This is a genomic window from Microbacterium sp. Se5.02b (genome assembly GCF_019464375.1).
Classification (GTDB): Bacteria; Actinomycetota; Actinomycetes; order Actinomycetales; family Microbacteriaceae; genus Microbacterium.
In genome coordinates, this window is the sequence record NZ_CP080491.1 from 54,416 (window position 1) to 77,027 (window position 22,612).

General features: G+C 68.9%; 16 protein-coding genes and 4 pseudogenes. 10 read left to right on the forward strand and 10 right to left on the reverse strand.

Features of this window, described 5'->3' with window-relative positions; genetic code table 11:
* Nucleotides 1–20: 20 nt before the first annotated feature.
* Nucleotides 21–896 (reverse strand): GAP family protein, encoded by an 876-nt coding sequence (locus K1X59_RS00310; RefSeq protein WP_183151431.1) that lies wholly within the window; start codon nucleotides 894–896, stop codon nucleotides 21–23.
* Nucleotides 897–1,011: 115 nt separating this feature from the next.
* On the opposite strand from K1X59_RS00310, the gene K1X59_RS00315 reads away from it, so the two are divergent.
* Nucleotides 1,012–2,208, forward strand: a complete 1,197-nt coding sequence (locus tag K1X59_RS00315; RefSeq protein WP_220173815.1) for a sensor histidine kinase — start codon at nucleotides 1,012–1,014, stop codon at nucleotides 2,206–2,208.
* A complete protein-coding gene (locus K1X59_RS00320) occupies nucleotides 2,205–2,846 on the forward strand; it encodes a response regulator transcription factor (protein WP_220173816.1) in 642 nt (213 codons plus the stop codon). The genes K1X59_RS00315 and K1X59_RS00320 overlap by 4 nt, the downstream gene beginning before the upstream one ends.
* 3 nt (nucleotides 2,847–2,849) lie before the next feature.
* Here K1X59_RS00320 and K1X59_RS00325 read toward each other — a convergent pair.
* Nucleotides 2,850–4,090, reverse strand: a pseudogene (locus K1X59_RS00325) (MFS transporter).
* Between the two features lie 60 nt (nucleotides 4,091–4,150).
* On the opposite strand from K1X59_RS00325, the gene K1X59_RS00330 reads away from it, so the two are divergent.
* From K1X59_RS00330 to mnhG, 7 genes and pseudogenes are all read left to right on the forward strand, one after another.
* The gene (locus K1X59_RS00330) at nucleotides 4,151–5,425 is read left to right on the forward strand and encodes a LacI family DNA-binding transcriptional regulator (protein WP_258566983.1); all 1,275 of its coding nucleotides are present in this window, start codon (nucleotides 4,151–4,153) and stop codon (nucleotides 5,423–5,425) included.
* Nucleotides 5,426–6,841: 1,416 nt separating this feature from the next.
* A pseudogene (locus tag K1X59_RS00340) lies at nucleotides 6,842–9,809 on the forward strand (Na+/H+ antiporter subunit A).
* Nucleotides 9,809–10,313: pseudogene (locus K1X59_RS00345) on the forward strand (Na(+)/H(+) antiporter subunit C); the annotation flags it as partial. The pseudogenes K1X59_RS00340 and K1X59_RS00345, both read left to right, overlap by 1 nt.
* An 87-nt stretch (nucleotides 10,314–10,400) precedes the next feature.
* A complete protein-coding gene (locus K1X59_RS00350) occupies nucleotides 10,401–11,951 on the forward strand; it encodes a Na+/H+ antiporter subunit D (RefSeq protein ID WP_220173817.1) in 1,551 nt (516 codons plus the stop codon).
* Entirely contained in the window at nucleotides 11,951–12,541 is a 591-nt protein-coding gene (locus tag K1X59_RS00355) for a Na+/H+ antiporter subunit E (RefSeq protein ID WP_183151433.1), read from the forward strand. The genes K1X59_RS00350 and K1X59_RS00355 overlap by 1 nt, the downstream gene beginning before the upstream one ends.
* Nucleotides 12,538–12,807, forward strand: coding sequence for a monovalent cation/H+ antiporter complex subunit F (locus K1X59_RS00360; protein ID WP_021200077.1), 270 nt, complete (start codon nucleotides 12,538–12,540; stop codon nucleotides 12,805–12,807). The genes K1X59_RS00355 and K1X59_RS00360 overlap by 4 nt, the downstream gene beginning before the upstream one ends.
* Nucleotides 12,804–13,193, forward strand: coding sequence for a monovalent cation/H(+) antiporter subunit G (gene mnhG, locus K1X59_RS00365; RefSeq protein WP_183151434.1), 390 nt, complete (start codon nucleotides 12,804–12,806; stop codon nucleotides 13,191–13,193). The genes K1X59_RS00360 and mnhG overlap by 4 nt, the downstream gene beginning before the upstream one ends.
* Before the next feature lie 64 nt (nucleotides 13,194–13,257).
* On the opposite strand, the gene K1X59_RS00370 is transcribed toward mnhG, so the two are convergent.
* From K1X59_RS00370 to K1X59_RS22635, 7 genes and pseudogenes are all read right to left on the reverse strand, one after another.
* Nucleotides 13,258–14,019 (reverse strand): alpha/beta fold hydrolase, encoded by a 762-nt coding sequence (locus K1X59_RS00370; RefSeq protein WP_183151435.1) that lies wholly within the window; start codon nucleotides 14,017–14,019, stop codon nucleotides 13,258–13,260.
* A gap of 36 nt (nucleotides 14,020–14,055) precedes the next feature.
* Complete coding sequence (locus K1X59_RS00375; RefSeq protein ID WP_396652595.1) at nucleotides 14,056–16,713, reverse strand: penicillin acylase family protein; 2,658 nt, start codon at nucleotides 16,711–16,713, stop codon at nucleotides 14,056–14,058.
* Between the two features lie 131 nt (nucleotides 16,714–16,844).
* Nucleotides 16,845–18,680, reverse strand: coding sequence for a YhgE/Pip family protein (locus K1X59_RS00380; protein WP_183151437.1), 1,836 nt, complete (start codon nucleotides 18,678–18,680; stop codon nucleotides 16,845–16,847).
* Entirely contained in the window at nucleotides 18,677–18,982 is a 306-nt protein-coding gene (locus tag K1X59_RS00385; RefSeq protein ID WP_220173818.1) for a hypothetical protein, read from the reverse strand. The genes K1X59_RS00380 and K1X59_RS00385 overlap by 4 nt, the downstream gene beginning before the upstream one ends.
* Nucleotides 18,973–19,521: a hypothetical protein gene (locus K1X59_RS00390; RefSeq protein WP_220173819.1), complete on the reverse strand. Its 549-nt coding sequence runs from the start codon at nucleotides 19,519–19,521 to the stop codon at nucleotides 18,973–18,975. The genes K1X59_RS00385 and K1X59_RS00390 overlap by 10 nt, the downstream gene beginning before the upstream one ends.
* The gene (locus K1X59_RS00395) at nucleotides 19,518–19,940 is read right to left on the reverse strand and encodes a hypothetical protein (RefSeq protein WP_309491612.1); all 423 of its coding nucleotides are present in this window, start codon (nucleotides 19,938–19,940) and stop codon (nucleotides 19,518–19,520) included. The genes K1X59_RS00390 and K1X59_RS00395 overlap by 4 nt, the downstream gene beginning before the upstream one ends.
* Before the next feature lie 84 nt (nucleotides 19,941–20,024).
* Nucleotides 20,025–20,069: pseudogene (locus tag K1X59_RS22635) on the reverse strand (hypothetical protein); the annotation flags it as partial.
* Nucleotides 20,070–20,373: 304 nt separating this feature from the next.
* Here K1X59_RS22635 and K1X59_RS00400 point away from each other — a divergent pair.
* Nucleotides 20,374–21,093: a GntR family transcriptional regulator gene (locus tag K1X59_RS00400; RefSeq protein WP_244632277.1), complete on the forward strand. Its 720-nt coding sequence runs from the start codon at nucleotides 20,374–20,376 to the stop codon at nucleotides 21,091–21,093.
* Between the two features lie 24 nt (nucleotides 21,094–21,117).
* Here the strand turns inward: K1X59_RS00400 and argG are convergent, their stop codons facing one another.
* Nucleotides 21,118–22,563, reverse strand: coding sequence for an argininosuccinate synthase (gene argG / locus K1X59_RS00405; RefSeq protein ID WP_183151440.1), 1,446 nt, complete (start codon nucleotides 22,561–22,563; stop codon nucleotides 21,118–21,120).
* Nucleotides 22,564–22,612: the final 49 nt, after the last annotated feature.

Genomic DNA, 22,612 nt, shown 5'->3' on the forward strand with positions numbered 1-22,612 from the left:
GCCGCCTCGGAGTGTGGCGATCAGTTGCCGAGGAAGCCGCCGAGAGCCTCGAAGAGGCCGAGCTCGGTGGCGGCGGAGCGGGCGATCAGGAACCCGATGATGCCGATGATCCAGGCGGTGTTCTCCGCTCCGGTGCGCTGCATCCAGGCGGCGAAGCGCTGGAGGGGCCTTTCGACGACAGGAGCGGCGACGAGGCGGAGGATCAGCAGCACGATCGCGGGCAGGATCATGAGAACGCAGTATCCGACGAGGGACAGCACCCGCAGCGGGGTGTCGATTCCGGCGTCCGCCAGCATGGTCATCCCCACGATGTACGGAAGCATCGTGGCGACCTCGACGAGGCCGGCGGCGACCGCCACGGCCATCACGGCAGCTCCCCGCGTGCGCGGGTCGAGCAGACGCTCCCGCCAGCGCGTGATGCGCCCGGACGGAGGGGCCATCTCGGCGTCGGAGGTCGCCGCAGGCGGTGTCAGGGGTGCGGCGACTGTGGCGTCCGCCGCCGACGGCATCCCCGTCCACGGCGAGACGCGAGGTGCCGTCGGTGCAGCGCTCGCCGAGGTGGAGACCTTCGCCGCCGCTTTGTCGCCCGTGGGCATCACGAACGCGGTGAGGAGGAGCGCGCCTCCCACGACGAGACGGATGATCATTCCGGCGGGAGATGCGAGGAACTCGGAGGCGACGTCGACCAGGTTCACGAGTCCCCAGAGGAACAGGAGGCCGACGACCAGATAGAACGCGGCGATCGTGACGAGATAGAGGAGGATGCGTCCGACCCGCACCCGGCCGGGATGCAGGAGCAGGAACACCGGGATCAGGAGCGTGCCGACGCTGAGGCCGTCGATCAGCGCCAGGAGCGCGAGGGAGAGGGGGAGCGGCAGACCGCCGAAGAGTTCCATGCGTCCACGCTCTCCGAAACACGGATGCGGCGAATCGGGCGAAAGTAGGGCTCCGCCTCCTCGTCTCATCCCTTCGTCGGATGCGCCGCGGACCGTGTCGTGGTTGCATGAGGACATGCACGAGCAGGTCCACGGCGGCATCGGCGCCTGGTATCGCCGGCACCGCTGGTGGGCCGACCCGGTCGGGATGGCGATCCTCGCCGTGGTCATGGCCGGTCTCGGCTTCCGCGGAATCTGGGGACCGTTCTCGGTCCTCACCGCTCCCGTCTCACCGTGGTGGGCACTGGTGCTCGCGCTACCCGCCTGTGCTCTCGCGCTCGCGAAGCGTCGGATGCCGATGACCGTGCTCGCGCTCGTGTCCGCGCTGTTCGTGGTCGACCTGCTGACGGTCGGCGGCATCGGAACTCTCGTCGTGCTGCTGGACGTGCTCTGGACGGCTGCCTTCCTCGCCGGGGAACGAGGGCGTCGCGCTCTGCTCCTGCTGCTCGGGGCGTCGACGCTCGTCCTCTTCGTCGCCGCATGGCTCTTCACCGACGTCTCCTTCGCCGTCGCGTTCCTCATCGGCGTGCAGTTCGGAGCGATCTTCGGTACGGACTACTGGTGGGCCGTCGCGGTCTCTCAAGCGCACGAACTGGCCGAACTGCACCGTCAACGAGCAGAGCACGCCGCGATCGTCGCGGAGCGGGACCGAGCCGAAGCCGTCCGACGCGAACGCGAGACCATGGCACGTGAGCTGCACGACGTGGTGGCCGGGCACGTGATGGCGATGGCGATCCGTGCGGAGGCGGCGCTGTCGACCGAGGCGGATAGGACCAAGGACAGAGACGCGCTTCAGGCGGTTCGCGACGCCGGCCTCGACGCCCATGGCGCCCTGAGATCCATGATCTCGGTGCTGCGGCGCGGCGACGGGAACCTGGCGCGACCGCCGCGCTGGGGCGACATCGACGGCATCGTGCACGAGGCCGAAAGGGCGGGACTGGTCGTCGACCTCTCCGTCGCCGACCTCCGCGACCTCGGCACCGGACCCGAGCAGGCGGTCGTCCGCATCGTCAGGGAGGCGGTGGCCAACTGCATCCGTCACGCCGGCGGTGCGCACGTCGAGATCGTGGTCGACCGCGATGACCACGACGTGCGGGTGATCGTGCGATCGCGAGGAGGCGTCGCCAGCGCTGCCGTCGTGCGGGCGGGCGACGGCTGGGGTCTGCAGATGCTGGAGGAACGCGTGGTGGCGCTCGGCGGCGTGTTCACGGCAGGACCCGTGGTCGAAGGCTGGTCGGTCGAGGGCCGGATCCCGATCGAGGTGCGGGTGTGAGCGCCCCGACCGTGCTGCTCGCCGACGATCACTCCGCGATCAGAGCGGGCCTTCGGATCATGCTGGAAGCGCACGGGATCACCGTGGTCGGGGAGGCCGCAGACGGCGACGTCGCGGTACGCAATGCGGCTGCACTGCGTCCCGACGTCGTGCTCATGGACCTGCGGATGCCCGACAGGGACGGCGTCTCCGCGACCCGCGAGATCGTCGACCGCGGGCTCGGCGACGTGCTCGTGCTGACGAGCTTCGACGAAGACGAGCTGGTCTTGGGGGCGATACGCGCCGGTGCCGTCGGCTTCCTCCTGAAGACGGTGGATGCGCCGACCCTCGTGCAGGCCGTCCGTGCCGTGGCCGCGGGCGACGGAGCGCTGGACCCTCGCGTGACTCGGCGTGCGCTCGCCGCAGCGGCGAGCGGTGCCGCCCCGGTGCCGCCGAGTCGTGCCGCGCAGCCCGACCTGACGGCGCGGGAGCGGGAGGTGCTCGACGGCATCCTGAGAGGCTGGTCGAATGCGCAGCTCGCGACGCGCCTGCGCATCTCGGTTCCGACGGTCAAGACGCACGTGTCGAACGTGCTGATGAAGCTCGGCGCGCGCAGCCGATCCCACGCGGCCGCGCTCGTGCGCGGACGCGAGATCTGAGGATCATCCTTCGCGGGCGCTGTTCGCCGCGATCTTCTCGTCGTCGCGCAGCAGCGGACGCGCGGCGCCGGAGAACAGTCCGGAGAGGACGACGAGTGCGACCAGGATGAACAGCGTGTTCAACAGGCCGATGTGCTCGCTGATGATCCCGAGCACGGGGGCCCGCCGAGGAACGCAACGTACCCGATGGTGGCTGCGGCGCTCACGCGAGCCGCGGCCTTGGCGGGGTCGTCCGCGGCAGCCGACATGCCCAGGGGGAAGCCGAGCGAGGCGCCGACGCCCCACAGCGCCGCTCCGACGAGCACGAGGGGGAAGGTCGGCGCGAGGATGAAGAGCAGGATCCCGGATGCCGCCGTCACGGCGAGGATCCGCAGCACGGCGACCCGGCCGAACCGGTCGACCAGGGGACCTCCGAACAGGCGCACCGTGGTCATGCCGATCGAGAACACCGCCAGCGCCAGGGCGCCGGTGCCTTCGGTGAATCCGTGCCCCTGCTCCGTGCCGAGGGCGATCCAGTCGTTCGCACCGCCTTCGGCGAATGACATGCCGAGCATCACGGTCCCCAACAGGTAGGTGCGCGGCTCGCGCCACGCCTCGAGTGCGGTGTGCATGCGCTCCCGGAACGGCGGCTTCTCGTGACCTTCGGGGTCGAGGGCGGCTTCGCGCACTGGTACCTGGAAGTAGCAGGCGACCGCGATCGCGGCGATGAGCATTCCCATGGCCGTGGCGTGGGTCGCGACGTCGAAGGCCAGCTGCGCCGCGAGCGCACCGATCCCTGCGCCGATGACGGTTCCGAAGCTGAAGAACGCGTGGAACACCGGAAGGATCGTGCGACCCATCTGCTGCTCGATCGCCGTCGCCTCGACGTTCATCATGACGTCGACCGATCCGTTGCCGAAGCCGAACAGGGCCATGCCGATCAGGACCACGGGCACGGAGCTGAAGACGTCAGCCCCCAACCCGACGAGGACGATGCCCGCGGCGAAGGTCAGCATCGTGAGGAGCATGCCCCGTCGTGCCCCGGTGCGCGCCATCACGGCGGGGCCTGTCGAGATGCCGAGGATCGAGGCGACGCCCATGCCGAGCAGGATCAGGCCCACCTGCGCATTGTCGAGGTCGAGCGCCTGCTTGATCCCCGGAACGCGCGATGCCCAGGTCGCGATCGACAGGCCGCTCGCCAGGAAGATGGCGAAGATCGCGGCGCGCCAGCGGACGAACTGCGAACGGGTGAGGGCTGCATCCATGCCGGATAGCCTATCGAATCGATTCGACCCAGGGGGGTGGAAGACAGCTATCCTCGAAGTATGAGCAGTCAGGAGACGCCGCGTCGCGCCACGATCGCCGACGTCGCCCGCGAGGCGGGAGTCGCGACGTCCACGGCCTCCGTCGTCTTCAGCGGGAAAGCCAAAGTCGCCCCCGCGACCAGGGAGCGCGTGCTCGCCGCCGCAGCGGAACTCGGCTACGCGGGGCCCGATCCCCGCGCGGCATCGCTGCGGCGCGGGCGCAGCGGCATCGTGGCCGTCGTGCTGGAGGGCCACCTGCGCGCGGCGTTCCTCGACCCCGTGACGACGGCGATGATGGACGGACTCACCGACGGACTCGCCGAGCTCAGCTCGGGCATCCTGCTGATGCGCGACGACCCCGGCGACGACGGAGCGGCGATCGCGAGCGCGCCGGTCGATGCGTTCGTGCTGATCGGATGCTCCGGCCGTACCAGGGCATCCCTCGAGGTCGTCGTCGGTCGCGGACTGCCCGTCGTCGTCATCGAAGGCGATGCGGGGGAGTCGATCCCGCGCATCACGCTCGACAACGCCGCAGCGTCCGCCGACATCGCTCGACACGTGCACGATCTCGGTCACCGCGATGTCGCGCTCGTCACGCTCCCGCTCGACACCGACCGTGAACGTGCTCTCATCACCCCGGAGAGGCTCGAAGAGGCGACGGTCGACGTGACCATCCACCGCCTCGCCGGGACGCGGGAGGTGTTCCCCGACGCACCGGCGATCTCGGCGTCGGGCAGTCTCATCGACGAGGGGGTGCTGGTGGGGAGGATGCTGCTCACCGATCCCGCCACGAGGCCCACAGCCGTTCTCGCACAGAGCGACCTGCTCGCAGTGGGCGTGATCCGTGCCGCGGAAGAGCTGGGGTTGCGCGTGCCGGAGGACCTCTCGGTCGCCGGGTTCGACGGGATCGCCCTCGACGGCCTCGGCGACCTCAGCCTCACGACCAGCGTGCAGCCCGCCGTGGAGAAGGGGCGCGCGGCGGGGAGCAGGTCGCGCGCATGCTGCGCGGCGAGCCGGGCGTCACGCAGCACCTCACCTGCCGGTTCCACGCCGGCACGACGACCGCGCGGGCACCGCGCTGACCGGACCTCCCGTCAGCTCCGCAGGGGGCCGAGCGGCAGCGTCACGGTGCCGAAATCGAGGATGCGGTATCGGCCGCAGTCGACCACCTCATCGGGTACCGCAGGGACGGGCAGGTGCCACGGGACCGTCTGCGCATCCTCCACGAGGAACGACACCTCGCCTGCGTCGAAGTCGCGACGGTCCACCAGCCACGCATATCCGTTGAGCTCGTGATCGACCTGCACCAGTCGTGCCGGATCCTTGAGGTGCAGTTTCGGCAGCCGAACCGTCCAGAACTGACCGCCCCCGATGCGATCCGAGGCATCGACCCACGCGGTCACACAGGTGAGGTCGGGGTCGGCGGCCCCGGCGGCGGACGCCAAGCGGGGGATGCTGAGCGTGCCCGCGAGCACCAGCAGCACCCCGGTCGCGGCCATGACGAACTTCCGCGTCCGCCGAGGGACTCGCACCGCCTGCGGGGAGGCGACGAGCGAGTACCGGGGCGAAAGCGAGCGGTTGCAGGTAGCGCGCCGCGTGGGTGCCGAGGGCGACGGCGCCGACCACCACGAGCAGGGGCGTGATCCACGCGAGCGCAGCCACGACGCGCGCTCCCGTGTCTGTGACCCGCACCGTGCGATGCACGGCGAGCGCGAGGAGAGCGAGGACGATGGCGCCCCCGACGACCCCGGCTGGCGTGGACAGGCGGTCTGCGAAGAGGTCGGAGTAGTAGCGGAGGGACTCGGCCCAGCGCTCGGGCTGCACGTAGCCCGCCCCGCTGTTCGTGATCCATGCCTGAAGCGGAATGCGACCGACAAAGCCGATCGCCGTGCCGCACAGGAGCACGGCGAGGAGCAGTGCAGGTCGGAGCCGTTCCCGCGAGCGGAGGAGCAGCACGGTGAGCAGCAGCGCGAGCGGAGCCGTCGCCCACGCCGCGTACAGCGGGTTCGAGAGCGTGGAGACAGCCGCCGTGAGCCCCAGAAGAACCAGCATCATGGCACCGCCGGCGGGGCGATCGACGACCCGCCGCACGAATCCGACGGAGAGGACCGCAGCGATCACGGTGCCGGAATAGTAGGTGGTCGTCAACGAGAGGGAAGCCAGCTCGAAGGCATCCCGCGATGCCGACGTCTCGGTCATCGCGATCACGGAGAACACCGTGAGGCCGAGAAGAGACCACGCGACGGGCGCTGAACCCGGTCGCCGTCGGCCAGCCACGAGCCGAAGCGCACCGAAGAGGCCGAGCAGATTGAGCACCGCGTTCACGGCGAGCACGCCGTCGACCTCGAGCGGGAGCAGGGCGTCGAGACCAGCGAACACCGCCGTCTCCGGGACGAAGAGCACACTCGACAGCGCCCAGTCCGCCGGTCCTCCGGCGAGCAGAGAGCGCGCGAACATCGCCACGATCAGGGAATCTCCGTCACGGAACAGCAGCTCCGATCGGGCGGAGGAGGCGACCTGTGCCGCGGTGATGAGCGACACCGCGAGGGCACCGGACCACCCGGCCAGCTCTCGCACCCCAGCCCGCCCCATGCGCCCACTCTCGCACGATCGTGCAAGCCGTGGACCTCAGAAGCCCTTCGCCCCGGTAAACTGGCCTGACACCCGCCCGCCTGTGCCGCATGGCCGACGAGCCCTGAGGGAGCCGCGTATATGCTGATGCTCCTCGCCGTGTTCCTCCTCGGGTCGCTGTTGATGCCCGTTCTGGTGCGCTGGCTCGGAGCCCAGGCGTTCGCGATCGCGGCCCTCGTCCCTGCAGCGGCCTTCGTGCACGCACTCGTCATGACACCGCAGGTGCTCGACGGACCGGTGCCGTTCGAATCCGTCGAGTGGATCCCGCAGCTCGGTCTCGACCTGTCCATGAACATGGACGTCCTCGGCTGGGTGCTGACGCTCATCGTCAGCGGCGTGGGAGCCCTGGTGCTCCTCTACTGCCGGTGGTACTTCCACGACGACACCGTCGGCATCGGCCAGTTCGCCGGCGTGCTGCTCGGCTTCGCCGGTGCGATGTATGGGCTCGTCCTGACCGACGACCTCGTCATGCTCGTCATGTTCTGGGAGGTGACGAGCATCCTCTCGTACCTCCTGATCGGGCACTACCGTCGTCGAGCCGCCAGCCGACGCGCGGCCCTGCAGGCGCTGCTGGTGACGACGTTGGGCGGACTCGTGATGTTCGTCGGCGTGGTGCTGCTCGTGGTCGATACCGGCACCTCGAGCATCCGCGAGATCCTCGAGATCGCCCCGACAGGTCCGATCGTGGATGCCGCGATCGTCATGCTCCTCGTCGGAGCGATCAGCAAGTCGGCGTTGTTCCCTTTCCACTTCTGGCTTCCCGGCGCGATGGCGGCCCCCACGCCGGTCAGCGCCTACCTGCACGCCGCGGCGATGGTGAAGGCCGGCATCTACCTCATCGCCCGCTTCGCGCCGATCTTCGCGTTCAGCGCGACCTGGCGTCCGATCGTCATCACCCTGGGCATCCTCACGATGCTGCTCGGCGGCATCCAGGCGCTGCGCGAGACCGACCTCAAGCGCGTGCTGGCGTTCGGCACCGTGAGCCAGCTCGGGTTCTTCGCCGTCGTCGTCGGCTACGGCACCCAGGCGACCGCCCTCGCAGGACTCGCGCTGGTCATCGGTCACGCGCTGTTCAAGTCGGCCCTGTTCCTCATCGTCGGCGTGATCGACCGTCAGCTGTCCACGCGTGACATCACGGAGCTCTCGGGTGTCGGGCGGCAGGCTCCCGTCATGGCGACGGCGGCATTCATCTCGGTCGCCTCGATGGTCGGTATCGCGCCCACCATCGGTTTCGTCGCCAAGGAGTCCACACTCACCGCGCTCCTCGACGACGCCCTCGGTGGCTCGCCCTGGGGCCTCGTCGCCCTCATCGGGGTCGTCCTCGGGTCTATGCTCACTGCGGCATATGGAGTGCGATTCCTGTGGGGAGCGTTCTGGAAGAAGCGGGACGAGCAGGGCCGGCAAGTGCCGGACACGGCGTGGCCCGACCCCCGGTCGGCTTCCTCTCGGCGCCGATCATCCTCGCCGGGGTCACACTCGCCGCCGGCATCGGGGCTCCTGCGCTCGACATCGCGCTCCAGGGCTACGCGGTCACCGCGACCCCGGACTCGACCGCGCGGGCGAGGCCGTCGAAGGGCCGGGGCACCTCGCGCTCTGGCACGGCTTCGAGCCGGCCCTCGGCATCTCGATCCTGTCGATCCTGCTCGGCATCGGACTGTTCCTCCTCACCCGCAAGACCGGATGGGATCGTAAGGCGCGCGTGCTGCGATTCACCGCAGCAGACGTGTACTACTTCGTCGTGCGCGGCGTCGACCGCCTCTCGGTCCTCAGCACCACGTTGACCCAGCGAGGTTCGCTGCCGGTCTACGTCGGCACGATCTTCGTGGTGTTCGTCGCCGCCGAGGTCACGGCTCTGATCGCCAGCGACATCGACCGCTACAACCTCTCGGCCTGGCACACCCCCGCGCAGATCGTGGTGGCGCCCATCATGGCCATCGCCGGTGTCTTCGCGGTCCGTGCGCAGAAGCGCTACACGGGGGTCGTGCTCGTCTCGGTCACGGGACTCGGGATGGTGGTGCTGTTCGCGACGAGCGGCGCCCCCGACCTCGCGCTCACGCAGATCCTGGTCGAGACCGTCACCATGGTCACGTTCGCGCTCGTCCTTCGTCGGCTCCCCGCCCGCATGGGCGAGCACAACGCTTCCGTCGGGCGGGTCCCCCGTGCGCTCCTGGCCATCGGCGTGGGAGTGACCATGGCCTTCGTCGCGGTCGTCGCGACCCAGTCCCGCGTCGCAGACCCGATCTCGGAGGCGTTCCCCAAGCTCGCGTATGAGATCGGTCATGGCAAGAACGTCGTCAACGTGGCGCTCGTCGACCTGCGTGGCTGGGACACGATGGGCGAGCTCTCGGTGCTCGTGCTCGCAGCGACCGGCGTGGCTTCCCTCGTCTTCGTGACGCATCGCGCCGACCTGCTCGCGGCGACGAAGAACCTGCCGCGGGCGACCCGCAAGGCCGCGCGCAGCAGACCGCTCGTCGAGACCACCGAGGGCATCCGGTTCCAGACCACCGAGAACGAGAGCAGCCCGCGCGCGTGGCTCGTCGGCGGACAGAAGATGAAGCCGGAGAACAGGTCGATCCTGCTCGAGGTGATCGTCCGCATCCTGTTCCACACGATCATCGTGGTGTCGATCTTTCTGCTGTTCTCGGGCCACAACCTTCCCGGTGGCGGCTTCGCGGGCGGACTCGTCGCCGGCATGGCACTCGTGATGCGCTACATCGCGGGCGGTCGCTGGGAGTTGGGCGCTGCGGCCCCGACCGACGCCGGCCGACTGCTCGGCGCAGGGCTCATCCTCGCCGTCGGCACCGCCGTCGTCCCGCTCTTCTTCGGCCTCGCACCGCTCACGAGCACGTTCTGGGAGTGGGAGATCCCCGGCATCGGGCATATGGAGTTCGTCACGTCGACCATCTTCGACATCGGCGTGTACCTCGTCGTGATCGGGTTGGTGCTCGATGTGCTGCGCAGCCTCGGAGCCGAGGTCGACAGACAGGCCGCTCTGCGCACGACCCCGGGGCCGGAAGGCTTCCTCTCACGGGGCGGGAGGAGCAGCTGATGGATGTCTCTCTCACCCTGATCGTCATCATGGCCATCCTCTTCGCGTGCGGCGTGTACGCGATGCTGGAGCGCAGCCTGACCCGTGTGCTGATCGGCTTCCTGCTGCTGGGCAACGCCACGAACCTGCTGCTCCTGATCGTCATGGGCGTACCGGGGAACGCGCCGTTCTTCGGCACGGAGGGCGAGATGAGCGACCCGCTCCCGCAGGCGCTCACCCTGACCGCGATCGTGATCACGTTCGCCGTGTCGGCGTTCCTCCTCGCGCTCATCTACCGCTCCTGGCAGCTCGGTCAGGCCGACACGGTCGAGGACGACGAGGCCGACATCGCGCTCCGCGAGCGCACCGACGCCGACGAAGACGTCATGGACGACGAGTCCGAGACCGACGACGACGAGGCGACCACCGACTTCGTCGGCGTGCAGACGGCGCCGATCACCGTGCTGCACATGCGCGACCACCCCGCCATCCACGACGACGCGCCCTTCGACGCACCGACCGGGTGGGGTGCCGAACCCTCATCGCGGCCGGACGACGAGGAGTCGACCCCCACGAACCACACGACCGCGACGAGAACGAGGAGGGCAGGCCATGACCGCCCTCGTCCCCCTCCTCGTCGCACTGCCGCTGCTCGGCGCGGCGGTCACGCTCGTGTTCGGGCGCAACGCCAGGCTCCAGGTCGTCGTCACCGTGGCCACTCTCGCCGCGGTCTCGGTGATCGCCGCCGTGCTCCTGGTCGTCGTCGATTCCGGGGCGCCCCTCGCGGTGTCGGTCGGCGGCTGGCCCGTGCCGTTCGGCATCGTGCTGTACGTCGACAGGCTCGCCGCGCTGCTGGTGCTCATCTCCAGCATCGTGCTGTTGGCGGTGCTGCTCTTCTCGATCGGCCAGGGAGCGGCGGACGGTACGGACGAGACCCCCATCTCGATCTTCAACCCGTCGTACCTGATCCTCGCGGCCGGCATCTTCAACGCCTTCATCGCCGGCGACCTCTTCAACCTCTATGTCGGGTTCGAGATCCTGCTCGTCGCCTCCTACGTGCTGATCACGCTCGGCAGCACGGAGTCACGCATCCGCACCGGCGCGGTCTACATCGTCGTCTCGCTGGTGTCGTCGATCCTGTTCCTCGCCTCGATCGCGATGATCTACGGCGCGCTGGGCACGGTCAACATGGCTCAGATCGCCGAGCGCATGTCCGAGCTCCCGCAGGAGACGCAGCTGGTGCTGCACCTGATGCTCGTGGTCGCCTTCGGCATCAAGGCCGCCATCTTCCCGGTGTCCTTCTGGCTGCCGGACTCGTACCCGACAGCTCCGGCCCCGGTCACCGCGGTGTTCGCCGGCTTGCTGACGAAGGTGGGCGTGTATGCGCTGATCCGCACCGAGACGCAGCTCTTCGCCTCGAACAGCATCGACACGCTGATGCTGATCATCGCGCTCGCGACCATGATCGTCGGCGTGCTCGGTGCGGTGGCGCAGGCAGAGCTCAAACGAATCCTGTCGTTCACGCTCGTCAGCCACGTCGGCTACATGATCTTCGGGCTCGCGATAGCGACACCCGCCGCCATCGGCGCCACGGTGTACTACATCGTGCACCACATCGTCGTGCAGACCACGCTGTTCCTGGCCGTCGGGCTCGTGGAACGCCGAGCGGGAAGCACCTCCATCCTGCGCGTCAAGGGGCTGCTGAAGGTCGCGCCCGTCATCGCCGTGCTGTACTTCGTCCCGGCGATCAACCTCGGCGGCCTGCCGCCCTTCTCGGGATTCATCGGCAAGTTCGCGCTGTTCGAGGCCGCGGCGTCGGTGGGGACGCCGATCATGATCGTGCTGATCTTCGGTGGCATCATCACGTCACTGCTGACGCTGTACGCCCTGATGCGCGCCTGGAACCTCGCCTTCTGGCGTGAGGAGGAGGACTCCTCCGAGACCGAGGGTCGCATCTCCTACCTGGGCAACGCTCCCGCCGCCGACGAGCAGCAGGAACGTCGTCGCATTCCGAAGATCATGACGCTCGCGACCGGGGGCATGGTCGCGGTGACTCTGGCTCTGACGGTCTTCGCCGGCCCCCTGTACGCCCTCTGCGACCGGATCGGCGCCGGTCTTCTGCAGCCCGTGAGCCTCGTACAGCTGGAAGACGAGGTGGGCTGATGGCGCGCGACACCCGACGTCACCTCTGGCGCGACATCCGTGTGCAGCTGCCGTTCCTCGCGTGGCTGGTGGTGCTCTGGATGCTGCTGTGGGCGCAGTTCACGGTGCTGTCGTTCCTCACCGGTCTCGTCGTGGCGATCTTCGTCACCCGCGTCTTCCGCCTGCCGACCGTCGCCCTCTCCGGGCGCATCAACCTCTGGTACGCTGCGCTCTTCGTCGTGCAGTTCCTGTTCGCCGTGCTCAGCGGTGCCCTCTCGGTGACGGTGCAGGTGTTCGACTTCCGCCGTCAGCCCGGTACGGCGATCATCGCGGTGCCGCTGCGATACGCGGATGACCTCGTGATGACGCACGTCGCCGTCGTGTCCTCGCTCATCCCCGGCTCGCTGGTGGTCGAGACCGACCGGGATCGACGCATCCTCTACCTGCACGTGATCGGCGTCAGAAACCTCGAAGACGTGGAGAAGCAACGCGCAGGAGTCTTGCGCTGGGAGCAGCGGGTCGTGCGTGCGCTCGGCGACCCCGCTCAGTACCGTGCTCTCAAAGCCGACGAGCGCGCCGGCCTCGGACTGACGAAGGGTGGCGCCCGATGAACATCCTGCTGCTGCTGATCATGGTGGTGTTCGGCATCGCCGCGGTTCTCGCGCTGATACGCATCGTTCGGGGACCGTCGATCCTCGACCGGGCCGTGGCGTCCGACGTGCTCCTCACCGAAGTGATGTGCGTGATCGGAGCCGAGATGGCGATCAACGGTCACACCCGGAACATCCCCGTGCTCCTGATCATCGCGGCCATCGGGGTGTTCGGGTCGATCGCCGTCGCCCGGTTCGTCGCGAGAAGGGACAACACGACACCATGAACGTGTTCGGTCTCATGATCCCGGATGCCGTCGTCGATGTGGCGGTCCTGATCCTCATCCTGCTCGGCGCGCTGCTGTGCCTGTCGGCCGCGGTCGGCCTGCTGCACTTCCGCGACGTCCCCTCGCGGCTGCACGCTGCCACCAAGCCCCAGGTGCTCGGGCTGCTCCTCATCTGCATCGCCATCGCGCTGTCGCAGCGCTCGATCGGGGGCATCCTCGTCGGATTCGTGCTGGTCGCCCCTGTCGTGCTGATGCAGTTCGCCACGGCTCCGCTCTCGGCGCACATGGTCGGGCGGCAGGCCTATCGCAACGGGACCATCGAGCAGCGCGGGCTCGTGGTCGACGAGCTGGCCGAGTCGAAGCAGACCCCTCCCGCCGCCGGCTGATCCGACGAGATGGCCTGATCCCGCGAGCCGCCCGCGAGCCGTCCGTGAGGAGGGTCCGCGGGCGTCAGAGGCGGGCGGCGAACTCGTGGATCAGTCGCGCCGCGGGCTCGGAGTCGCTGATGAGCGTGCCGTGCCCGTGGTCGGGGATGACCTCGAGGTCAGCGCCAGGGATGGCGTCGAGGATCTCCTGACACCAGCTCATCGGCGCGAGCGGGTCGCTCTCGCCGCGCAGCACGAGTACCGGGCAGTCGATGCGCACGAAGGCGTCCTCGGGCTCGTGCACGATCGTCGCGCGCATCTTGCGGATGAGGTGCGGTCCACCGCGGAGGTACTCCCTGGCTCCGCGCCAGATCACCAGAGGCCGCTCTCCGACCAGGTCGGTCAGCAGATACCGCGCCTGTGCGCCGATGTTCCGTGCCGCCTTGTTCACGGTCGGGCCCGCCAGCACGACCCCTTCGACGAGAGACGGGTGCCGGGCTGCGAGCTCCGCGGCGATCTGACTCCCCATCGAGTGCCCGATCACGATGACCGGCCCTGCATGCACGTGCTTCAGATAGGCCGCGACGAGGTCGGCGTGCCGCTCCATCGTGAGTGTCTTCTCCGGCTCAGGCGCTTCGCCGAAGCCGGGCAGATCGACGGCGATCACGCGCCCTTCGAGCCGTTGCACGATGTCGAGGTAGACGCTGCGACCCATGCCAATGCCGTGCAGCAGCAGATACGTGTGCGGGCCTTCACCGAAGGTCTCGGCGATCAGGGTCGCCCCGCCGTGCTCGTACTCCAGGAGCGTGGCGATGGTCCCCTTCGGGGCGAGGTAGCTGGATGGCACGCATCCACGTTATCCGAGGAAGCTCCGCTTCTCGTGTCAGTCGCCGGGGGCCAGCACGAGGGTGTCGACGGTCGCGGCCTGCACGGCCTTCTCCGAGTATGCCCAGGGCTTCTGGAGTCCGGCCGCCCAGTCGGCAGTCTGGTCGGTGTAGTGCTCGTGGAAGGCGTGGCCGGACGCGCCGGTGAGGTGGTTCCACGTCGAGGCGTCGAAGTCTGCCAGGTCGATGACCATGCGCATCGAGGGCACCGTGGTCGTGGCGTACGAGACCCCGAGCTCCCACCCTGTGGCATTCACGACCGATGCTCCACCGCCGACCGGGTACGGGCCGCGGTTGAAGAGGGCTTCGATGGGGGCGATGCCGGATGAGCCGAGCGTGTCACTCGTGAGGGTGATGGCGTGGAGGTCGCCCCAGTTCCACCGCGCGACCACGTCTCCCTGCAGCGCCGAGAGCTCGTCGTAGGCTTCCTCCGCCGACAGCGTCAGCATGGCCTCCATGCCGTCGACCTCGAGAGTCGGGTTGCTCCACAGCGGGTCCGAGGGGTCGTCGAGCATGGCTCCGACCACGGTGAACAGGCGTCCCTGTCCGTCGATCGGCAGAGGCTGCTCGCGCTCGGCGAAGATGTTCTGCACGAGGGTGGACCACAGCACGTTCGCGTACGCCGCAGCGGGCGAGCTCGCCGAGTTCTGCGCATCCCATGACCGCAGGAGTTCGACGGCCTCCGTGGGTCCCGCGCCGGACACGTCGATGTCGCCCATGGCGGCGGCGAGCTGGGTGCCGATCCACATCTCCTCGTCCATCTGGATGTCGCGCATGTCCTGCGCGGTCAATGGGGCTGCGGCCGCTCGCCGTTCGATGAGGTCGGTGATGCGGGCTGCACGGTACCCGTAGTCCCAGTCGCGGGAGAGGAAGTAGGAGTAGTCGTCGGTCACGATCGCGTTGTTCGCGGTGACGATGTACCCCGACCTCGGGTTGTACGACACGGGGAGTTCCTCGAACGGGATGAAGCCCGTCCAGTCGTAGCTGCTGTCCCACCCCGGCTGCGGCATCCATCCGTCGCCGGCTCCGCGGATCGGCAGGCGGCCGGGGGTCTGGTAGCCGATGTTGCCCTCGGTGTCGGCGTAGATGAGGTTCTGCGCCGGGACGTCGAAGAGCGACGCGGCGTAGCGGAAGTCCTCGAAGTCCTGTGCCGTCGACAAGGCGAAGATCGCGGTGGCTGTCGTGCCGGGGTCGAGCGCCGTCCAGCGCAGGCTGACCGCGGTCTCGGCGTCGCCGTCGGGATCGGGCAGGGTCGCGGGAGCCCCGGTCGCCTCTTCCAGTGCGGGGCCAGGATCCTCGGCGATCGCGGTGAAGTCGTCCGTGAGGCCGGAGATGATGGGCCCGTGCACGGTCGAGCGGATCGTGAGGTCGATGTCGTCGCCGCCTGCGACCTTGATCGTCTCGGTGCGCGTCTCGAGGGGGACGAGGGCGCCGTCTCGCCAGTACTCGTCGCCGACGACGCGTTCGACGTACAGGTCGGTGACGTCGGTGGTGAGGTTCGTGAAGCCCCAGGCGACGTGCTGGTTGTGCCCGATCACGATGCCGGGGAGCCCGGAGAACGAGAACCCGCCGACGTCGAACGGGCAGTCCTCGTCCACGGTCGAGCACTTCAGTTGCACCTGGTACCAGACCGAGGGCAGCGAGGCGCCGAGGTGCGGGTCGTTCGCGAGCAGCGGCATGCCGCTCTCGGTCAGGTCCCCGGAGACCACCCAGGAGTTCGAGCCGATACCCTCCCCGATGTCGCCGACGAGTTCGCTCGCCGCCTCGATGACGCCAGAGGTCTGGGTCCATTCCACGGTCGTCGTCGCCTGCTGGATCTCTCCGTCGTCCGCCGAGGAGGTGTACGCGGCGGGCTCCGCGTCGGTGTCGAGGGCCGGCACGGTCGAGATCTTCGGGACGATCACCGGGTTCTCGTCGAACGGATAGTCGGGGTAGAGCTTGGCGAGCACAGCCGCGGTGTCGACGTCGACGTCGACGTCGTCGCCGTCGCCAAGCTCAGCGGCGAGGAGCGATCGCTCGGTCTCGTCTTCGATGTTCCCTCGCAGGTCCCAGGCCATCGCCTTCAGCCATGCCACCGAGTCGGCGGGCTCCCAGGGCTCGGGGGCGTACTCCGGATTCTGTATGCCGAGTACCGCATATTCCAGCGAGAGCTCTGCACCGGAACGGCTGGCGAGGTAGGCGTTGACGCCGTCGGCGTAGGCCTCGTAGTACCCGCGGGTGGTCTCGTCCATCGCCTCGACCTCGGCTTCGGCGACGGCGCGCCAACCGAGGGTGCGGAGGAAGGCATCCGTCGCCGCCTGCGACTCGCCGAACATCTCCGCGACGCGGCCGGCTGTGACGTGACGGCGGAAGTCCATCTCGAAGAACCGGTCCTGGGCGTGCACGAACCCCTCGGCATAGAACAGGTCGTCGGTGGAGTCGGCGGTGATCGTGGGGATGCCGCGGTCGTCCCGCTGCACGGTGACCTCGGCCTGGAGCCCGTCGAGCTCCAGCGTTCCCGCGGTCTGCGGGAACGAGCGCTGGATCGTCCAGGTGACGAAGAAGGCTGCCGCGACGGCGATCACGATGATCCCCGCGACGACCAGGAACGCGATGCGTCCGATGCGGACGCCCAGGGAACGGCGCGAGGGTACGGCAGACGCCGTCGAATCGGTCATCATCGTCGAGAACTCTTTCGGGTAGACAGGTGGAACTCAGTCCCACCGAGCCCCAGTGCGCGTGTCAGGGGCGCGCCTTCGCATCATATCCCCCTGCCCGCCGCGGAGTGTTCCACGGCGGGCAGGGACGGTCACCCGATGAGGCTCGGCTGCAGATCGCGGAGCGTGCGTCGATGGGTCATCCGCGTCACGCCGATCATGGCGAGAAGCAGCGCCCCGAGCAGCCAGGCGCCGAGGACCGCGAGGTCCCAGCCGGCGCGTGCGTAGTCTCCGCCGTACATGAGCTGCCGCATCGCATCGACCACATAGCCCAGTGGCAGGACATGGTGCAGTGCGGCGAGCGGCGCCGGGAGGGTCTGCCAGGGGAACGTGCCCCCGGCTGTGACGAGCTGCAGCACCATGAGCACGAGCCCCAGGAACTGGCCCACCGAACCCAGCCACACGTTGAGCGCGAGGATGATCGCCGCGAAGGTCGCGGAGGCGAACACCATCACCCCGAGGGTGCCGAGGGGGTGGTCGAAAGTGAAGCCGAGCGTGATCGCCAGGATGCCCATGAGGCCGAGCATCTGCACGGCGCCGAGCATGGCGGGTGTCAGCCAGCCGGCCAGCGTGATGCGTATGGGGGAGTGCAGCGCGGTGATGGCGCGGCGTGAGATCGGCTTCACGATCAGGAACAGTGCGTAGATGCCGATCCACGCGGACAGCGCGGCGAAGAATGGCGCGAGACCTGCACCGTAGTCCTCGGCCGACGCGACCTTGTCGCTCGAGACCTTGACCGGATCCGCGATCGTGTCGGCCTGCAGGGTGCGCAGCTCCGGCGTGGAGGCGGGTATCGCTTCGACGCCGTCGGACAGCCCGTCACGCAGCTCCGTCGTTCCTGAGGCGAGCGTGGCGAGGCCGTCGCGCAGTTGTGCGGCCCCGTCGTTCGCCGCGGATGCGCCCGTGGCGACGGTACCGGCGCCGGAGGCGAGGTCGCTGGCGCCGGAGGCGAGGGACGCGGCGCCGGCTGCGAGCTGGTCGACCTTTCCGACCGCGTTCTGCACCTGCGTGTTCCCCTCCTGCAGGCGTGCGCCGAGAGGGTCGAGCCTGGCCAGCACCTGGTCGACCTCCTCGGGCGTGAGGCCCTGCTCGGTGAGGGCGTCCGCGATGTCGGTGCGCACCTGGGGCAGGGCGTTCGCGGCCTCTTGCACCGCCGCTCCTGCACGGTCGGCGACGTCGGCGAGCTGCCTGTTGCCCGCGCTGACCTGCTGCGCCCCGTTCGCGAGCGTCTGCGCACCGGATGCCAGCTGTGCGGTGCCGTCGGCCAGTTTCGCCGTGCCTTCGGCGAGGGTCGTGCTGCCCGAAGCGGCCGTGCCCGCTCCGTCGGCGAGCTGGGTCGCACCGTCGGTCGCGGTGACGAGGCTGTCGCGCACGTCGCTGAGTCCCGTGAGCAGTCGCTCTGCGGCCTCGCTGCCGACCATCTCGGCGACCGAGCTGCGGATCTTCTCCACCGCCTGCGTCCCCATCGACGACGCGAGGTAGTTGTTGGCGTCGTTGGTCTCGAGTTCGATGCGCGCCTGATGAGGGTCGTCGCCGGCGGCAGAGGTGAGTGCCGCCGAGAAGTCGACCGGGATCGTCACGGTGAAGTCGACCGTACCCGTGCGCAGCGCCTCGGCCGCCTCGTCGGCCGTCATCCGCTGCCAGTCGAAGGCGTTGCCGTCGATGAGGTTCTCGGCGACATCCTCCCCGTAGTTCACGGTGTCACCCGTCGCGGGTTCCGTGCCGGTGGTCGGTGCCGGCGCACCGTCGTCATCGACGACCAGAGCGACCGGCACCTCGGGGAACTTCGCGTACGGGTCCTGGTTCGCCCACAGGTAGAGGCCGCCGTACAGGATCGGCACGCAGATCAGGGCGACCAGGGCGAGGATGCCCATCCTGCTCGCGGTGAGCCGCCGAAGCTCGGCGGCGATCATGGCGGGAACCTTCATCGCGCCTCTCCGTTCTCCTGCGTCGTGACGTCGGACTCCGCTTCGGGTTCGGGTAGTGGTTCGGTCTCCGTCTCGGTCTCCGGCTCGGTCTCCGGCTCGGTGTCGGGTTCCGGAATCGCTCCGGGTTCCTGCTCGGGCTCGGGTTCCTGCTCGGGCTCGGGCTCCTGCTCCGGTTCGGGTGCAGCCTCAGTTTCGGGTTCCCCGAGGACCAGAGGTTCGACGGGCCCTGAGGCATTGATCGCCTCGAACTCGTGCATCCGCTCGAGGGCGACGGCGGCGGACCCGCCGATGATCACGAGCATCGCGTAGCCGCGGTCCGCGAACTCACCGGCGATGCGCCACCAGCCGTCGGGGCTTCCTCCGTGTCGATCGGGCGACACGAGCACCACGCCGTCGACCCCGTCGCGCAGCACGGCGAGTTCGCACAGGATGCGCACGCGTGCCGCCGGATCGATGGTGCCGATCGGCGCGGAGGCGAGCTCGCTGAAGCCCAGTTGTGCGAGCCAGCGTCGCGCGTGCAGGGGGTGGCGCCGACGCCGGCGAACATGAGCTCCTCGCCCACGACGCCCGCGAGGGTGATGTCGGGGTGGGGATCGCTCACATCCGGCGCGTCGACCAGTGCGACGCGGCGACGCAGCGCCTTCGCGTCCGATGTCCCATCGATGCTGACCCTCCCGGAATCCGGGCGCATCCGGCCGGACGCGATCAGACCGAGCACCGTCGGGCGCTGCTCGGTCTCGGCGAGTGCGAAGCGCACGGCGCCGGTGTGGAACTCGAGCGACGTCGACGGGAGGGCCTGCCCGCCGCGACCCTTGCTCACATCCTGCAGGGCGATCTTCATGCGTTGGCCTCCCTGTCGGCGTCGGCTGTCGCGACGACGGTGGTGTCGATGTCGGGGTGTGATGCCAGGAGGGTGTCGGCTTCGCGCCAGGAGAGCCCGGCGATGCTCAGCACCGTGCGGACGGCGAGGTCGGCGGCCCCCGTGCTCGTCGCATCCGTCCGTGACACGACCGTGCGGGCCATCTCCTCGATCAGCCGAGCGAGGGTGGGCGCGGCGAGGTCGGTGCGGAAGCTGCCGTCTTCCTGCCCGCGTCGCACGAGCGCGGCGACCGTGCGACGCAGCGGGGCGAGCGCCGCGGCGGTGTGCTCCACATGCGACTCGTCGAGTGCGAGTGCCGCGGCCACCTGCACGTGCGCCGCCTCCTGCCAGAGCCGTGCGGCGAGACGGGCGAGGGCGATCCGGGCGTCGGCGTCGTCCACGGATTCGGCGATCGCGTTGAAGCGCTGGGCTCCCGCAGAGATGAGTTCGCGGATCAGTGCATCACGGTCGTCGAAGTGTCCGTAGAGCGTGCGACGCGAGAGGCCGGCATTGCGGGCGATGGCGTCGATGGAGGCATGCGGATCGACGGCGAGGGCGCGCGCGCGGCGGAGAGGATCCCGGCGCGGTTCTCCACCGCGTCGCGGCGGGGTGCACGAGTGGTCATCCTTCGATGATAATTATCATGCACATGATTGTGCAAGATCACACTGCACTCTCTCAGCATCGATTGTTCAGTGCCCATTGAGAGAGCTGTGTTATGTTACGCGTTGCGCGACGTAAGGCAATGGGGGGCGTCGCTCCCGCGAGCGCACAGGAGACCGTGAACGTCGGTCTCTGAGGGTGGGGAACCGCTGTGGTCGAGGAGGGTGCGAATTGTCAGGTATCGATGGCGCGTTGGAGCGCACGACGGTGAGCGAAGACGTCTATCGGCGTTTGAGAGATGCGATCGTGAACGGCGAGCTGCGGCCGGGTCAGCGCATTCGGGACTACGAGCTGGCGGAGGATCTGGGAACGTCCAAGACGCCCGTCCGTCACGCTCTGGCGCGCCTCGCCGAACTGGGGCTCGTCGAGATGCAGCGCAACCGGTACACGCGGGTCGCGCCGCTCGACATCGATCACATCCGCGACGCCGTCGCGATGTTCGGTGACATCTGGATCGGCTCGGTGCGTCACGCGATGCCTCTGCTTCAGGAAGACGACGTCGCCTATCTCATCGACCTGACGGACGACATGACCGCGGCGATCACCGAGCGTGACGTCGCGGCCTTCAGCGGAGCCCTTCGTGCAGTCGTCGTCGGCTTCGCGCGCATCGAGGGGAACTCCACGCGCGTCGGCGCGATCGAGGTGCTCGGCCCGCAGATCAGGCGGTTCACGCAGCAGGCGCGCGGCGCCTTCGACTGGCTGGGCATCGAACGCGCCACGGCCGAGGTCCGCGAGGCGATCCGGCAGCGCGATGCCGCGGTGACGCGCTCGGCCATCGTGAGGCTCTTCGACGACGTGCTGCCGGCGATCATCGACCGGGCGGCCGAGCAGACGAACTCGGATGAATCGCAGCCGGGGCACATGCGCCCTGCCTACGCTCGCGAAGCCTGACCCGTCCGCCGACTGCCCGTGAGGTCAGTCGGTGCCGGAGTCGAAGGCGGCGCCCTCGGATGCTGTGTCGAGGGCGTCCGCCAGAGACTCATCGGCCTCCGAGACCGAGCCGTGGACCGACTCGGTGATCTCGGCGGACTCGCCTGCGGTCACGCGTCCGACGAGTTCGCCCGTCGCGCCGCCGACCAGACCGAGTCCCGCGTACTGCTCCAGGCGTGCACGCGAGTCGGAGATGTCGAGGTTGCGCATGGTGAGCTGGCCGATGCGGTCGACCGGACCGAACGCCGCATCGCCGACGCGCTCCATCGACAGCTTCTCGGGGCCGTATGAGAGGTTCGGCGAGACGGTGTCGAGGATGGTCCAGTCGTCGCCGCGCCGCAGACGGATCGTCACGGTGCCGGAGATCGTGAGGCCGACCCAGCGCTGGATCGACTCGCGCAGCATGAGCGACTGCGGCTCGAGCCAGCGGCCCTCGTACATCAAGCGCCCGAGGCGGCGGCCCTGCTCGTGGTATGTCGCGAGCGTGTCTTCGTTCAGGATGCCGTTGACGAGGCGCTCGTAGGCGATGAAGAGCAGCGCCATGGCCGGAGCCTCGTAGATGCCGCGCGACTTCGCCTCGATGATGCGGTTCTCGATCTGGTCGCTCATGCCGAGGCCGTGGCGTCCGCCGATCGTGTTCGCCTCCATCACGAGCGCGACCGGGTCGCTGTACTCGACGCCGTTGATCGCGACAGGGCGCCCGGCCTCGAACGTGACCGTGACGTCTTCGGTCTCGATGGCCACGGAGGGGTCCCAGAATTTGACGCCCATGATGGGGTCGACGGTTTCGAGGGAGACGTCGAGGTGTTCGAGCGTCTTCGCCTCGTGCGTCGCGCCCCAGATGTTCGCGTCGGTGGAGTATGCCTTCTCTGCCGAGTCGCGGTACGGGAAGTCGCGGGCGACGAGCCAGTCGCTCATCTCCTTGCGGCCGCCCAGCTCGGTGACGAAGTCGGCGTCGAGCCACGGCTTGTAGATGCGCAGACGAGGGTTCGCGAGCAGGCCGTAGCGGTAGAACCGCTCGATGTCGTTGCCCTTGTAGGTGGAGCCGTCGCCCCAGATGTCGACGCCGTCCTCCTTCATGGCGCGCACCAGCAGCGTGCCGGTGACGGCGCGACCGAGAGGTGTCGTGTTGAAGTAGGTCTTGCCGCCGGAGCGGATGTGGAAGGCGCCGCAGGAGAGGGCGACGAGGCCCTCTTCGACCAGGGCGGTCTTGCAGTCGATCAGGCGGGAGGCCTCGGCACCGTACTCCAGCGCGCGGCCGGGGATCGAGGCGATGTCGTCTTCGTCGTACTGACCGAGGTCGCCGGTGTAGGTGAAGGGCACGGCACCCTTCTCGCGCATCCACGCGACGGCGACGGAGGTGTCGAGTCCTCCGGAGAAGGCGATGCCGACGCGCTCGCCGACGGGAAGGGACTGGAGGACCTTGGACATGCTCTCCAGTCTATCGGCGGGCGGCGTGTCGCCCCGTGCCGCGTGACGA

What these genes read in the sequence shown, in the direction of transcription:
- K1X59_RS00310 (WP_183151431.1), bottom strand. Translation starts at nt 896, where the DNA reads ATGGAACTCTTCGGCGGTCTGCCGCTCCCCCTCTCCCTCGCGCTCCTG.
- K1X59_RS00315 (WP_220173815.1), top strand. Translation starts at nt 1,012, where the DNA reads ATGCACGAGCAGGTCCACGGCGGCATCGGCGCCTGGTATCGCCGGCAC.
- K1X59_RS00330 (WP_258566983.1), top strand. Translation starts at nt 4,151, where the DNA reads ATGAGCAGTCAGGAGACGCCGCGTCGCGCCACGATCGCCGACGTCGCC.
- K1X59_RS00350 (WP_220173817.1), top strand. Translation starts at nt 10,401, where the DNA reads ATGACCGCCCTCGTCCCCCTCCTCGTCGCACTGCCGCTGCTCGGCGCG.
- K1X59_RS00355 (WP_183151433.1), top strand. Translation starts at nt 11,951, where the DNA reads ATGGCGCGCGACACCCGACGTCACCTCTGGCGCGACATCCGTGTGCAG.
- K1X59_RS00360 (WP_021200077.1), top strand. Translation starts at nt 12,538, where the DNA reads ATGAACATCCTGCTGCTGCTGATCATGGTGGTGTTCGGCATCGCCGCG.
- mnhG (WP_183151434.1), top strand. Translation starts at nt 12,804, where the DNA reads ATGAACGTGTTCGGTCTCATGATCCCGGATGCCGTCGTCGATGTGGCG.
- K1X59_RS00375 (WP_396652595.1), bottom strand. Translation starts at nt 16,713, where the DNA reads ATGACCGATTCGACGGCGTCTGCCGTACCCTCGCGCCGTTCCCTGGGC.
- K1X59_RS00380 (WP_183151437.1), bottom strand. Translation starts at nt 18,680, where the DNA reads ATGAAGGTTCCCGCCATGATCGCCGCCGAGCTTCGGCGGCTCACCGCG.
- K1X59_RS00385 (WP_220173818.1), bottom strand. Translation starts at nt 18,982, where the DNA reads ATGCTCGTGATCATCGGCGGGTCCGCCGCCGTCGCCCTCGAGCGGATG.
- K1X59_RS00390 (WP_220173819.1), bottom strand. Translation starts at nt 19,521, where the DNA reads ATGAAGATCGCCCTGCAGGATGTGAGCAAGGGTCGCGGCGGGCAGGCC.
- argG (WP_183151440.1), bottom strand. Translation starts at nt 22,563, where the DNA reads ATGTCCAAGGTCCTCCAGTCCCTTCCCGTCGGCGAGCGCGTCGGCATC.